13 protein-coding genes are annotated in these 14,038 nt (G+C 53.5%); 6 read left to right on the forward strand and 7 right to left on the reverse strand.

The features are described from left to right. Positions 1–20 precede the first annotated feature (20 nt). Positions 21–470, reverse strand: a complete 450-nt coding sequence (locus tag F556_RS0127715) for a HEAT repeat domain-containing protein (protein ID WP_020620269.1) — start codon at positions 468–470, stop codon at positions 21–23. Positions 471–516: 46 nt separating this feature from the next. Continuing rightward, positions 517–708: a DUF3934 family protein gene (locus tag F556_RS0127720; RefSeq protein WP_020620270.1), complete on the reverse strand. Its 192-nt coding sequence runs from the start codon at positions 706–708 to the stop codon at positions 517–519. A gap of 261 nt (positions 709–969) precedes the next feature. Between F556_RS0127720 and F556_RS35420 the strand changes: the two genes are divergently transcribed. Then, a complete protein-coding gene (locus tag F556_RS35420; protein ID WP_020620271.1) occupies positions 970–2,298 on the forward strand; it encodes a serpin family protein in 1,329 nt (442 codons plus the stop codon). A 68-nt stretch (positions 2,299–2,366) separates the two neighbouring features. Here F556_RS35420 and F556_RS35425 read toward each other — a convergent pair whose 3' ends face one another. Continuing rightward, positions 2,367–3,002, reverse strand: a complete 636-nt coding sequence (locus tag F556_RS35425) for a copper amine oxidase N-terminal domain-containing protein (protein WP_020620272.1) — start codon at positions 3,000–3,002, stop codon at positions 2,367–2,369. Positions 3,003–3,142: 140 nt separating this feature from the next. Here F556_RS35425 and F556_RS35430 point away from each other — a divergent pair, with 140 nt between their 5' ends. The 4 genes from F556_RS35430 to F556_RS0127750 all read left to right on the forward strand — a co-directional run bounded on the left by F556_RS35430 (position 3,143) and on the right by F556_RS0127750 (position 7,236). Continuing rightward, positions 3,143–4,438, forward strand: a complete 1,296-nt coding sequence (locus tag F556_RS35430; protein ID WP_020620273.1) for a serpin family protein — start codon at positions 3,143–3,145, stop codon at positions 4,436–4,438. Between the two features lie 206 nt (positions 4,439–4,644). Next, positions 4,645–5,985, forward strand: coding sequence for a serpin family protein (locus F556_RS35435; RefSeq protein ID WP_020620274.1), 1,341 nt, complete (start codon positions 4,645–4,647; stop codon positions 5,983–5,985). A gap of 110 nt (positions 5,986–6,095) precedes the next feature. Continuing rightward, positions 6,096–6,560, forward strand: a complete 465-nt coding sequence (locus tag F556_RS0127745; RefSeq protein ID WP_020620275.1) for a hypothetical protein — start codon at positions 6,096–6,098, stop codon at positions 6,558–6,560. A 268-nt stretch (positions 6,561–6,828) separates the two neighbouring features. Further along, positions 6,829–7,236: a DoxX family protein gene (locus F556_RS0127750; protein WP_020620276.1), complete on the forward strand. Its 408-nt coding sequence runs from the start codon at positions 6,829–6,831 to the stop codon at positions 7,234–7,236. A gap of 298 nt (positions 7,237–7,534) precedes the next feature. Here the strand turns inward: F556_RS0127750 and F556_RS0127755 are convergent, their stop codons facing one another. From F556_RS0127755 to F556_RS0127765, 3 genes are read right to left on the reverse strand one after another with little or no spacing between them, the layout of a single operon-like run. Beyond that, a complete protein-coding gene (locus F556_RS0127755; protein WP_026297535.1) occupies positions 7,535–8,608 on the reverse strand; it encodes a mannose-1-phosphate guanylyltransferase in 1,074 nt (357 codons plus the stop codon). Further along, on the reverse strand, positions 8,601–9,695 hold the full coding sequence (locus F556_RS0127760) for an AGE family epimerase/isomerase (RefSeq protein ID WP_020620278.1): 1,095 nt from the start codon (positions 9,693–9,695) through the stop codon (positions 8,601–8,603). Before F556_RS0127760 ends, F556_RS0127755 begins: the two co-directional genes overlap by 8 nt. Continuing rightward, the gene (locus F556_RS0127765; RefSeq protein ID WP_020620279.1) at positions 9,695–10,876 is read right to left on the reverse strand and encodes a glycosyltransferase family 4 protein; all 1,182 of its coding nucleotides are present in this window, start codon (positions 10,874–10,876) and stop codon (positions 9,695–9,697) included. The genes F556_RS0127760 and F556_RS0127765 overlap by 1 nt, the downstream gene beginning before the upstream one ends. A 565-nt stretch (positions 10,877–11,441) precedes the next feature. On the opposite strand from F556_RS0127765, the gene F556_RS0127770 reads away from it, so the two are divergent. Next, positions 11,442–12,413 (forward strand): DUF1861 family protein, encoded by a 972-nt coding sequence (locus F556_RS0127770; RefSeq protein WP_020620280.1) that lies wholly within the window; start codon positions 11,442–11,444, stop codon positions 12,411–12,413. A gap of 147 nt (positions 12,414–12,560) precedes the next feature. Here F556_RS0127770 and F556_RS0127775 read toward each other — a convergent pair whose 3' ends face one another. Beyond that, positions 12,561–13,973, reverse strand: coding sequence for an ABC transporter substrate-binding protein (locus F556_RS0127775; RefSeq protein ID WP_020620281.1), 1,413 nt, complete (start codon positions 13,971–13,973; stop codon positions 12,561–12,563). Between the last annotated feature and the right edge of the window lie 65 nt (positions 13,974–14,038).

A 14,038-nucleotide genomic window follows, 5' to 3' on the forward strand; every position in this document is an offset into this window, starting at 1 on the left:
TTTCCAAAAAGCTTGTCCCGCTACGCTTTCTTCCCCGCCAGAGACGACCAGGTGTCTTCAAGCCACTTGTCGAAGTCATCGCCTTTATCACCCTCGTACGCATCATACACATCGAGCCGGGTACGCTTCAGCTTTTCCTTGAATTCCTCGAAGGAATGGTCACTGGGCAGACTTTTCTTGATTCGGAGCAAAATTTTGCCGACGCCCTTGAATAGTTCGCCCTTCTTCTTGGCAGGCCGCTGCACGTCCTGTCCAAGCTCCCGCAGCGTCTGGTAGGCCGCTTCCTGTACGCGGTAGACCAAGTCACCGTTCAATTTGTGCGTTAAGACCGTAATGGTCCGCGGATTGTCCCACTTGCCCAGCTCTTGTACCGCGTTCAGACGCTCCCGCCAGCTGGACGTCCGGTTTGCAGCGGCAATCAGGTCCTCCTGTGTGATCTCCTTTTCTTGCTCAAGCTCAGTGTGTTCCAATGTTATCCCGTCCTGTTCCTTTTATAGTCACATGCGCCAGAGGCAGCTAGTCCTTTTTAGGCGAACTGCCGCCTTCAGCGTTTGCCTTGTTTTTTGTACCTTTGCTTTTATAAGGCTTGGGCGCATTTTTGGCTCGGTTTGCACTGGCTTGCCAGCGGTTCCAGCCCTTTTTCCCTGTCCCTCTGCCCGTTCCGCCCTTTGCTTTACTCAGGTTCCATCCCTCCAATATGTGCCACAACCCTACCTCCACAATCGACGCAAGGCTTTATGCTACTACCAGCATCTCACATTGTCTCGCATAAGTAAAATAGGGTTTGAAAAATTATGGTTAGATGAGCTCTCTTACCCAGTGCTATTGTTGGTAGGTGCAACCTTCCCGGAGCCCATCCCGTCTAAAGGGACAGAGCCTACGCTTCCGAAGTTGTTTTCCTTCGGAGAATTTTTGGCCTATGCTTCCGAAGTGAGTTTTCCTTCGGAAAACTTTTAGGAGGGATGATTCATGATGCATCGATCAAGCACAACCTTTCGTACAGTTGTTCTGAGCGTGCTCCTGCTCACCTTGCTCCTGCAGGGTTGCGGACGCGCCGTTGACGACCCTGCCAATGACCCTGGCACTACACCCGGGAACGAGACACCCCCTGCTTCGACAGAGGAGCCCGGCGAGTCATTTGCCATCGAACAGGCGACTTTCACACCTGAGGATGCCGATCCTCAAATTACTCAGGCCCAGTTGGCCTTTGCTTTTGACTTGTTTCGTGAAACCTATGGCTCTGAACCCGAGGCCAATCGGCTGCTCTCGCCCGTCAGCATCGCCACTGCGCTTGCCATGACCGTTGGCGGAGCACAAGGCGAGACCCAAGCCGAGATGCTCAGGACGCTCCACCTGGAAGGTCTATCGGATGAAGCTCGTGATCGGGGACATCAAGTGCTGCTGGATTTGTTGACTCATAGCGGCGAGGAAGCCCAGGTGCTGATTGCCAACTCGCTCTGGGGTAATGAAGCTATCACGTTCGAGGAGTCGTTCCTGACCTCTGCCCGTGAAGCGTTCGGTGCAGACATTAACAATGTAGACATGGGCGCTCCTGAGACGCCGGACACGATCAATGCCTGGGTCCGTGAGCATACAGGGGACATAATCGAGTCCATCATAGAGCCACCCATCGATCCGGATACGGCAATGTTCCTGCTTAATGCGGTATACCTGAATGCCAATTGGGCTAGCCCATTTAATGAAGAGAATACGACCCAGCGTCCGTTTACAGATGCTACCGGCCAAAGCACGGACGTAGATATGATGCATCTGTCGAGCCAGTTGGATTATGCTGCTGGGGACGGGTTTGAAGCGATCCGGCTACCTTACAAGGATCATAAGCTGAGCATGCACGTCTTTTTGCCAGATGAATCCGTTGGATTAGCAGGACTGATGGAACAACTGGAGCCAACTGTCTGGCAGTCCTGGCTGGAAGCTTTCGAGCCAGCAATGGGCGAACTGAGATTGCCCAAATTCGTCATCGAAGATGAACTTGGACTGAATGAGCCGCTGCAGGCGCTGGGGATTAACCTTGCATTCGATGAAGCCCAGGCCGATTTCAGTGGTATGGCCAACATTCAGGAAAATATCTTCATCGAAGAAGTGAAGCACAAAGCAACGATTGAAGTGAACGAGACGGGCACAATCGCTGCCGCTGCGACCAGTGTCGAAGCTGGGATCACCTCGGCTCCGAGCGAAACCTTTGACATCGAGTTCAACCGGCCGTTCTTCTATGCCATCACGGACGAGCGCACCGGTGCCATCCTGTTCATGGGTACCGTGAATCAGATCAATTAAAGGAAAAACCCGGCTGCGCCGCTGCAGCCGGGTTATCCTTGTGCCTTACCAAGTTAGAACCTTACCTACTAATAGTAGATGTATAGAGTATCAGCCTTGCTATCGTAATTCACAGTTGCTCCCACACCCTCTGCCACGACACGAATCGGGGCAAAGACGGCATCCTTGTAGAGGACAGGAGAAGTGCTCATCGTTACCTCTTGTCCGTTTACCGTCGCCTTTTTACTATTGAGCTTCAGCTTGACGGTTTTGTTCTTCTTGGTTACGGTGATGCTGGAGGTGGCTTTATCCCAGTTCACCTGGGCGCCCAAGGCCTCTCCGATGCTGCGAATCGGCAGCAGGTTCGTACCGGCTGAGATGATCGGCTTCGGCTCGGGATGGAATCGCTTGTCATTGATATAGATGATCATGCTGGACGTTTGAATCGTGGATGCCGGTTTGGTCTGTTGTGATGAGCTGCTCTTGGAGCTTGAAGACGATCCGCTAGAACTGCTCCCGCCTGATGAACCACTACTTTTCGAACCACTACTGGAGCTGCCGCCGGAGCCGCCATTGTGATAATGATAGCCTGTGCATAACCCCTTCGCTTTGGATTTCTCCGAGCAGTTATGCCCGCCCCGTGAGTCCGTTCTGCCAGAATGTGCTGCTGCGCTTGCACTGAAGATCAGCATACAGACCAGGCCAAGCAAAATAATCTTTTTCATGATGTACCCCTACCTGTCTAGTTTGTTTCCAGATGTCACTGGATCATCCTTTATTCGACTAATCCCCTTCCATATCCTGCTGCAACTTGCTGCGACTTCCTGACGTCTATAAGTTTAAGTTGAAGGGGGCTGATAGAGAGATGAACCATCCAAACAAGCGATTAAATATGTGGATCACCGGAGGATTATGTACTTGCCTGCTGCTCAGCGGCTGCGGGACAGGCAGTGGAAACAGTAAGGAATATGCCGTGGACAAGATGGATTCGTCCGTAGAGCAGGCAACCTACCAGCCTAGCGACCTTGATCCAGACTTCGCTGAGGACCAGTTGGCCTTTGCCTTTGAGTTGTACCAAACCATGCAAACCCACAAGCCAAGCCCTCCGGACAATGACACGATCTCACCTGTGAGTATCGCCACCGCCTTGTCCATGACGATGAATGGCGCGGCCGGAGTGACGCTGACGCAAATGGAGGAAGCGCTGCATAGTGCTGGGCGGGATGCGGAAGCTCGCAACCAAGGCTATGCGGTACTGGCCGACCTGTTGTCACACAGTGGCGAGCATGTGAAGGTTTCCCTCGCCAATTCCCTATGGGGACGGGAGCCACTGCAATTTAAGACAAATTTCATCGAGACCAACCAGACGTCTTACAATGCCGCCATCGAGGCGCTGGATTTCACCCAGGACGACGCCGCTGATCGAATCAACGCATGGGTACGCGAGCAGACAGCAGGCAAGATCGATAAAATGATTGAGCCTCCCATCAGCGGCGATCTGATCCTCTATCTGCTGAACACCGTCTACTTTAAAGGAGCCTGGCAGAGTGAGTTCAAAGCAGAGGCTACCTCTCCGGACACGTTCACCAATGCATCAGGGCAAGCTGAGCAGGTACCGATGATGAATAACCATGGCTATTACCCCTATGTTCAGCAAGACGGCTTTCAAGCGATCCGCCTGCCCTACAAGCAAAGCGGCCTTGGCATGGTGATTCTGATGCCCGATGAGGAGCAATCGCTGGAGGCACTGATAGAGCAAATGAATCCTGGCACGTGGCAGGGCATGCTGGAAGCGATGGAGGCTCAACAAGGCCATATTCGTCTGCCGAAATTCAAATTAGAGTTTAACATGACGCTGAAAGATACGCTGCAAGCCATGGGCATATCCGATGCCTTCCATGTGGAGCGGGCCGACTTCACCCCCATGATTGAACTGGAGGACAATGTCTTTATCGGTGAAGCGACCCACAAGACCTTTATCGAGGTGGATGAAAAAGGAACCGAAGCAGCAGCAGCCACAGTTATCGGCATGGAAGCTGGCAGCGCTCCGCCCAAGGATCCATTCGAAATGATCGTGAATCGGCCGTTTTTCTTCGCCATTGAGGATGAGCGGACCTCGGCTATCCTCTTCATGGGTTCGGTCCACAACATTCTAGAGTAAAGAATGACTACCAATACTTAGCCTGTTGAAGAATGGCCTTAGAGGCACGGAATCGAATCTGGAGAAGCGAAGCGTTCGCCTTTGTCCCCGGATTTCACCCCTAAAAGGGTAAAAATCAAAGAAATCTGGGGACAACAGCGATTGGAAGATCGATCCGCGACTGTAGGCTTTTCTTTTTCAACAGCCTGGAATACAGGAGTGATGAAATGAACATGACGACCAAGCCTCTACGCCACTACGCCTTCATCAGTCTTTCACTATTGCTTTTGTTGACCGGTTGCGCGCAAAACGCAGTTGAACCTGGCAACAACGAGCCATCACCATCACCATCACCATCACCATCGCCGTCGTCAGCAACGCATACAGAGCCGCCAGCTTCTTCCACTTCTCCAGACAACGCATCCTTTGACACTGACGATGTCGATCCGGAGATTGCTGCAGCGCACACGGCTTTTGCACTGGATCTGTTCCAAGATATAGACCAAGAACGTTCAGATGAGAATCTGCTGCTCTCTCCCGTCAGTATTGCCACAGCACTCGCGATGACAGCCAATGGTGCCGATGGTGATACCCGGGAGGCGATGCTAGACACGCTGCATATGCAAACCATGGAAGATGAAGCACGTAATCGGGGACACGAGGTGATGCTCGATCTGCTCCGATACAGCGGCGAGGATACGCAGGTGCTGATTGCCAACTCCTTGTGGGCCGATGAAGGCTACCCGTTCAAGCCCACTTTTATGGATGCCAATCGCCAAGCGTTCAATGCCGAAATAGCTACCCTAGATCTGCAAGATCCAGGCGCTACGGATCGAATCAATCATTGGGTAAGCGAGCACACAGACGGCAAAATAGAGGACATGGTTGAAGGGCCGATTGACGAGGACACGATTTTATTTCTCCTGAACGCCGTCTACTTCAAAGCGAATTGGACCTACAAATTCAATGAAGAGCTTACGACACCACGCCCCTTCACCAATGCGGACGGCTCAATGAACGAAGTAGACATGATGCACAAAAATGACAAATACGATTATCTGCAAGACGACGAGGTGCAAGTCGTCAGACTGCCTTATCAGGATCGCTCTCACAGTATGCTTGTCTTCCTGCCTGAGGAAACGCTTGGCTTGGACGCTTGGCTAGAGCAGCTGACACCGGAGCGGTGGAATAGCTACCTCGGCGGCTTTACTGAAGCGATGGGGGATTTTCGGATGCCTCGCTTTGCCATAGAGGACGAGATTCGACTGAACGATCCGCTGAAGCGCCTCGGTATGGAGGAGGCATTTGACCCAGATCGGGCTAACTTCAGTCAGATGACGGAACTCGAGCATAATCGAATCTATCTTCACGAGGCCAAGCACAAGTCGACCATCGAGGTTGGTGAGTATGGGACGGTTGCCACCGCATCCACAAGTGTAGAAATGCGAGAGGAGTCCGGCTCAAGTCTAACTATAGACATGGAGGTCAACCGACCATTCTTCTTCGCCATCCATGACGCACGAACCTCATCCATTCTGTTCATGGGAGCGGTGCGTGACATCGACTAACGAACTGCAACTGAACGTGCCAGATCCCCGACTCGAGTCGCGTTGTGCACATCCTGCGGAGCGATTATAATGAAGAGACAATCAATAACGTCTCAGGGAGAGTGGAGCGTATGACATTCTTGAAAAATCTCGGTCAACTGACCGGCCAAGTGACTGGCCGTGTCGTGGGCGGCAGTGTGCGTGTCGTCGGGGAACTCGCGGGCAGTGGTTTTGTCAAGGAAATTGGAGACAGCGTAGAGCGGGCATCCGTGAAAGTGGGCACGACGGCAGGCGAATTCGCCAGCGGAGCCTATGATGCTGCGGCAGGCACGATCTCCGGCGACAAAGGACGGCAGCAGATCGGCATGGATGACATGGGGCATGCCGCGCGGGATACGGCCAACGGGGTCGTCAATTCCGCCAAATATGCCTATTCCAGTGGCAAACAAGTCGTCGAAGGCATTCAAGAGGACGACCGTGCCAAGCTCCGCTCCGGCGCCAAAGGCGTCGTGCTTGCCGCAGCAGCAGCTGCCCTTGTCTTCGGAGTTGCAGATATCGCGGATGGACCCGACGGCGGCGATCTGGGGGACGTATAGCCAGCTAGCTTATTTCTCGCGGCTCAGGAGTGCCGAGAACATCTGAACATGTCGCGGCACTTATTGACTTCAGATAGGCTGCGCGGGCGTGGTGGTAATCATGGTGTGAGAGAGATAACTTCCAAAGAAGCTGGTCACGTGTTCTGCTTTACTCATAGAAGGAGCGCCCTGTATGCAGGGCGCTCCTTCCTTGCGTTGGCAGCTGACAGAATGGGTAAACTTAACCTAGAGTACATACAAGACCCCTTAGGGTAAGGAGGTATGAAGGATGCGTTTATTGCAAACAACCGTCCCGCGGGCGATCGGCCTGATCTTGTTCGCAGGACTTTTCGTGGCTGCTTGCCTCTACCATTTTCGCGAGGCTGAGGGCTTCGCTGCCATGCTGCCGGACTTCGTTCCGCTGCGGCTGGAATTGGTCTATGCGACAGGGATCCTAGAGCTAATCTTGGCAATCCTCCTGTTAATCCCTGCCACACGCCGCCGCGCGGGCAATTGGACAGCCATCTATTTGGTGTTGATTTTCCCGGCCAATATTTACGCTGCCTTCTATGGCATCCCGGCTCCTGGCCAGACAGAGACCAGCCAGACGGCACTCTGGATCCGGCTGTTGTTCCAGCCCCTGCTCATCTGGTGGGTCATCTGGGCTTCTCGTCCAGCACCCGGACAGCGCAGCTAGGGCTAGCTCATGCTGTTGGACACTTATCAAGCTTGGCGCCTCCCTCGACCGGCCAATTCATTAGCTGGGTGGGGGGCCCAACTAGCTACCGTGAGGTCTGCAGCGTCTCACCATCCAAGTAACCTTTTTCCCCTTATTCCACCCATTCGCCCACTCCCGGGCAATTCAAGTAACCTTTTGCCCCTGGGGCGCTCCCATCTTCGATTCCGCAATCTAAAAGCCGCCCTGCACCACCCGGCTACCCGGATGCGCAGAGCGGCTCTCTTATATTATCTCTCCTACCGAGTCCCATCACTATTTAAATATACTCCGTCATCCCCTTCTCCTTCAGCAGCTCGACCATGTCCTTGACGGCCTGGGCATCGTCCTTGGGACAGATCATCAGCGCATCGTCCGTGTCGGCGATGATGAGGCCATCAATTCCGATGGTGGTAATCAGCCGGCAATTGCTGTAGATGATGGAATTGCGCGTATCAATGCCGACGTGATTGCACTTGACGATGTTGCCTTGTTCGTCCGGCGGGAAGATGGCGCCCAGGGCATCCCAGGTACCGATGTCATTCCACCCGAACTCAGCCGGGACGACCAGCACCTCATCGGAGCGCTCCAGAATCCCATAGTCAATCGAGATATTCTGCAGTTGCGGATACACTGTCTCCAGTACCTCATTGGCTTGATCAGTGCCCAGACTGTCCTGCACCGGCTTCATCATCTTGTAGAGCCGGGGCAGATACCGGCGGAAATTCTCAATGATGACAGAGGTCGTCCAGACGAAGATCCCGCTATTCCACAGATAGGAGCCTGCCTGTACATATTGCTGCGCCTTCTGGTAATTGGGCTTCTCCACAAACTCCGAGACCTCGTGGGAACGGCTGCCATTACCCGCCTGCGGGTCGTAGGCAATATAGCCGTACCCTGTGGACGGGAATGTCGGCTTGATACCGATCGTCACGATTTTCTCGGACTCTGCTGCGACCTCACAGGCCTGCTCCAGGGTCCGGCGAAACGGCTCCAAGTCCGTAATATAGTGGTCTGAGGGCAGAACAACCATGACGGAATCACCCGCGTGGTGATGGATGTGCATGGCCGCGTAGAGAATGCTTGCCGCCGTATTGCGGGCGACGGGCTCGCACAGAATATGCTCCTTCTTCACACTATCATGCATCATCTCTTCGAGCTTGGGGGCCTGGGCCTGATTGGTCACAATGACCGTCTGACCCGGCGGAATGACGTCCCCAAACCGTTCGATGGTGTCATTAAGCATAATGTCGTTGCCGCTAATATTAAGCAGCTGCTTGGGCATGGATTGGCGGGACAATGGCCAGAATCGCGTCCCCCCGCCGCCCGCGAGAATCGTAGCGAACTTATTCACTCTGCATCACCGACCTTGCGATCGAGTAAGAGATGATACTCTCCGATCCTTGATTGAGATTGAGTCCGCTCGGGTGTATCCCGTCATAGCAGGCTCCGGTCTGCACATCAATGAGCGAGACGCCGAGCGAATTCCGTCCGAGATACCATTCGTAGCATGCGGCGGCTTGCCTCTTATAGCTCTTCTCCCCAGTCAGGTGATAGGCCTCCAGGAGCGCAAGCATGGTCTCGCAGGCTTCGATCGGCTGCTCGTCATAGAGCGCCTTCTCGCCGCCTCGCTTGAACCAGCCGCTGCTGCCAATCGGGCGGAAGTACCCTTCGGAGGCAAAGGTATGCTCCGTCAGGAAGGACAGACTCTCCCGCCCAGTCGCCTGCAGATCGGTGCGGCCGGTCAGCGCCGCCGCCTTCAGCATGGCCCACGGCAGCATAGCATTGCCGTAAGTCATACTGTCCTCGAACCAGTGCCAATCCTCCTGGCGATAATGATGATACTGCTCACGCAGCCGCTGGGCCCAGTCCTCGATCAAGGCAGAGATCGCCTCATGCGAGAGGATGCTCTCGCCCTCTTCCTCCTGCGGATAGGGGAAGTCGTAATCCAGCGCACCCGGCGTCTCCAGCAGCAGGCTGAGCCCTACCGTCGCATACCCCATAGCCCGCGGCGAGCGGAGCTCGGCGAGCTGAGGGAGCGATTCGCGGATCAGGTATCGGCACGTGTTGCGCAGATTGGCAGGTACGGACGGCTCGGATAACGCAAATCCCAAGGCCCAGACCGTACGGCCCTGGCAGTCCTCCGACCCCTCCTCCTCTAGGAAATTACGGTTATAGTCCATAAAATTGCGGAAGTTGCCGTGTTCGTTCTGCGCATGATGAACAAATGATAAGTACGTATGAATCAAATCCAGCGAAACCGTGTCCCGACGCTGCTTGTAGATCAGTACCGCAGCGATCAGCGCCCGCGCATTGTCATCGGTCGTATAACCCTTGGAACGATCCGGCACACCAAACTTGGTATGCTGGAAAATTCCCGTATCGTCCGTCAACCGCCGTAGATAATCGTCTTGCAGAGTGTCAACAAGCTGAACGGCCATCAGATCACACTCCTGTTCGCGAGCTTGAAGTGTTTGATGCCGTCCCGAATCAGGCCAGCATATTGCTTGGCAATCTCGCTCCACATCATGGTGTCGCCGAGCGCCCGTGTATTAGCCTCCATTTGCGCAGTCCGCTGTGGATGCTCCAGCAGCTCCAGAATATTCTCCTTCAACGCCTCAGCACTGCGGAAATCAGCCAGCAGCCCCCGTCCATCAGCAAGCATCTCGGTTGCATACCGATAGGGCGTGGAGATAATGACGCGTCCGTAGCCGACCGCATAGGCCAACGTTCCGCTGACCGCCTGGTCCTTGCCCAGATAAGGCGTCATATAGATATCCGACATAACCAGGGACTGGATAACCTCCTCCTGTGTCAACAGCTTGTCGACGAACAGTATGTTATTCTCCAGCTCATACTGCCGGACCAAGTCCTTCAAGCTGTTGCGATACACTTCTCCCACTTCGCGTTTGACAACAGGATGCGTCTTGCCCCATATAATGTAGAGGGCTTCCGGATGATGGTCGGCAACGCCGCGCATCGCTTCAATGGCATACTCAATCCCCTTGCCAGGACTGAGGAAACCGAAGGTTGAAATGACTTTGCGGTCCTCGAAGCCATAAGTCGCCTTAAGCTCATCCCGCGTGCCTGTAGCAACATAAGGTACGCCATGATGCACCACCTGGATTCGCGTCGGATCCACTTCATAAATCGTCTTAAGCTGCTCCACCGTGTTTTGTGCCATTGTAATGACCCGCATGCTGCCTTGCGCAAGTTGCTTCATAATATATCGCTGCTTGGCCGAGGGCTCCGTGAGCACCGTATGGAACACCACAATATACGGAATCGTCAGAGATTCCGTAAGGCCAAGCAGATATTCTCCACTCTCGCCGCCATATATGCCGAATTCGTGCTGGATAACCAGCAGATCTGCGCCAGAGTTGTTAAGCCTGTCTGCAGCAGCCACGTAGTCCGTTCGCTTGTGCTGATCGATCTCCATAATCACCTGGTCGCTATAATCATAGGACTCATTGTTGTTCACGGCCACGACCCGGGGCGTATTAAAATCCTGGATCTGAGCAAACTGATCTACTAAGTCCTGTGTGAACGTGGCGATGCCGCATTCCCGCGGCAGGCTGGTTCCAAGGAATACTACGTTGCATTTCCCGTTTTTCTCTAGCATCTGTAAATCCCTCCTACTGCGAATGAGTTGTTACTATGCCAGCAGTAACCGGCATCTCCTCCCGCTTCCGTAAGAAGCTGGCGCGACGACAGCACTGCAGGGACAATCGACAGAACGGAAAAACAGGACCGTGACTTGGTGCAGTCAAAGCGCAGGCTGGCATTGTCCTGCAAGGACGATCCTTGGCTAGCTATGTCGGACGAACAGGAATAAAAGGTAATGTTATCCATATAGACGGTGAAAAAAAGAAAATAAAGTCCGCCTTTATTTTCTAAGGGTAAACCTGCTTATAGTATTATTAAACCGCCTATAATTCTTTCAACCGTTCACGCCGAAAAAAAGCTGCGCTATGAATAATGAAGCTTGATTGAATCATTCACAGCGGGAAGGAATCTCGGGGACGCCAGCTATCGTTCATTATATGAGCCAGCTTGCTGCGGTAGTACCCGCCCCAGGGCAATAGGCAACAATTGACTATGAATAGACGTCAGTATATAGTATGTGGGAGGCGAGCGGGCTGCCCGTCCAGCCTTCTTATTCTTACCCAGTCAGGAGAATGCGTCCTATGATGAGCCTTAACTCAACACCGCAGACCTGCCAAGAAATGTTGGAAGAATTCTATGACAATCCCCGTGAAACGACGGTACGCGAGATGATTTTCGCAGGCGTCGGGAAGCGGGATGTGTACAATATTACCTCGCCATTTATCGAGGGGGGTCGGGAGATCGTTATCGGCCGGGTGGAGGCGCGCGACAGCGAGTTCTCCCAAGTGTTCTTCTTCCAGCGTGATCAGAACATATGGCATCCCCGGGAGCATACGCATACGTACCCGCTGCAGGATCCGTGTATCGCCAGGATTGAAGATGAATACGTATTCGGCGGCGTCGAGGTGATCCCGTCCCTGGACGATCCGGACAAGATCGTATCGTGGGTGACCCAATTTTACCGCGGCAAGACGATTGATTCACTCTGCCATTTCGCAAGCGGTCCCGACAAGATGAAGGACATTCGTCTTGTGACCCTCGCCGACGGACGAATCGGCGTCCTCACCCGGCCGCAAGGCAAGATCGGCGGTCGCGGACAGATCGGCTTCACCATTATCGACAAGCTGGATGAACTCACCGTCGAGAAGGTAGAATCGGCTTATATTATGCATGACCAGTTCATCCCCGAGGAGTGGGGCGGCGCCAATGAAGCACATCTGCTCAGCAACGGCTGGGTAGGCGTACTGGGCCATATTGCTTGCTTTGATCAGAATCAGAACAAGCATTATTACTCTATAGTATTCGCATTGAACCCCGAGACGATGGAGAAGTCACCGATGAAAATCATCGCTGTACGTGCCGATTTTCCGCCCGGCCCCGAAAAAAGGCCGGATCTGGAGGATGTGATCTTCAGCGGCGGGTTAATCCGCAGCGAGGATGGTCGTGCACTGCTGTCCGTTGGCGTCAGCGACGCCGAGGCTTACCAGATCGATATCCCCGACCCGTTTCTGGAATACGAGCAGGCGGTGCTCCCTACAGCGCAGGAAGCCTGATGGGTGCAGGATGCGAGTCTTCATCGTCATCGCTAGACCTTTAATAGGAACATCGTACAAAAAGCACCCTGGCCACTAGGCCGGGGTGCTGTTTTGTACTGTGTGTTTTTTTGCTGTCTGTTGATTCGTGCCGTTTAGTTAACCTAATTACTGGCCTACGACCAGGCTGCCGCGCAGATCATTGGCATTGAAGGAAGGATCAGCCTCGATAGTCGTCGAGCCATCAGAACGGACGGCTTCCAGCGCTTGGTTGTAACGGGTGTTCAGATCATTAATCGTCGCATCCAGGTCGCCACCCGTCAGGATGTAGCGAATCAGAGCGTCTGTAGCTTTGAGGCCTTCGAGACGGGACTCCGTAATTGCTGCCGGACTTGCTGGATAGATCGCATCGTTCTCGGTTGGCAAGAATCCGGAGATTCCGTTCAGCTCAGGCTCATTGGCAGCTTCATTGACATAAGGCAGTACCGAGATGCCGTAGCCTTCCTCTTGGTACTCCGCGCGAAGCTCTGTGCCATACAGGTATTCCATGAACTTGAATGCTGCTTCCTTGTGCGGGGTTTTCTCACTGATGGCCAGGTAGTTACCTGCATTAACCCATAGCGCGCCTTGCGGGTTGCCGTCAATGCTAGGGACTACAGCTGCTTCCCAGTTTACGTCAGTCGGGAATTGGTCCGTATAGACTGCTGGCTCACTGGAGTGGTTGATATACATCCCGATCTTGCCTTGGGCAAACTGCGCTCTCAGCGGATCGATATCCAGCGTCTCAACGCCCGGCATCATGCTGCCGTCTTCTTTCATTTGGTGCAGAGCTTCAGCGACTTCACGATATACGTTGAAATCGAACTCGCCTTTGTTGATGTTGTAGCCTTCCAGCCCTTCACCTTTACTCAGTGTCGCGATCGCCCAAGCAGGACGCGTGAAGCCGGAACCATTCTTGAAGTTGCTCGCGAAGCCGTAAGCGCCATCAGCCTTGCCGACTTCTGTAATTTTCTTGGCGGCTTCGACCATCTCGTCCAATGTCTTCGGAGCTTCGGTCAGGCCAGCCTGTTCGAAGAGATCTTTGTTATAAATCAGTCTCCAGTATTGTCCGGTGTTGGGTAGCGAGTAGATCTTTCCGTCCAGCATGTTCACGTTCTCGGCGAGTACGCTTTCGAACTGGGCTTTGAACTCATCGCTCATCAGATCGTCAAGAGGGGTCATATAACCTTTTTTCACGCCTGTGACGAAATCGTAGACTTTAAAAATATCCGGGGCCTGGTTACTGGAGAACGCCACTTCCAGCGCCTGGTTATAGTTATCTGCCATCACCGTCATTTCTACTTCAATATTGTCGGTGTTGGAGCTGTTGAATGCATCGACTTTCTCTTGCATGAACTCCATGTCATGACGGTCCATCGTCCAGAAATTCAGCTTGACGGCTTCACCGTTTGTACCGCTTTCATTATTGCTTGGCGCAGAATTGTTGGAGCCGCCACTGTTGTTGGCATTGCCCGAGGAACAAGCTGCGAGGCTGATAGCCATAAGTGCAATCGTACTAACTTTTGCCCACTTTTTCATCATGTTGAGTGAACCTCCCTTTTGTATGCTCCGTTGCTGCCGCCGCTCTTGGCGGCTCCGGAATGATT

The sequence above is a fragment of the Paenibacillus daejeonensis DSM 15491 genome (assembly GCF_000378385.1).
Classification (GTDB): domain Bacteria; phylum Bacillota; class Bacilli; order Paenibacillales; family Paenibacillaceae; genus Paenibacillus_D; species Paenibacillus_D daejeonensis.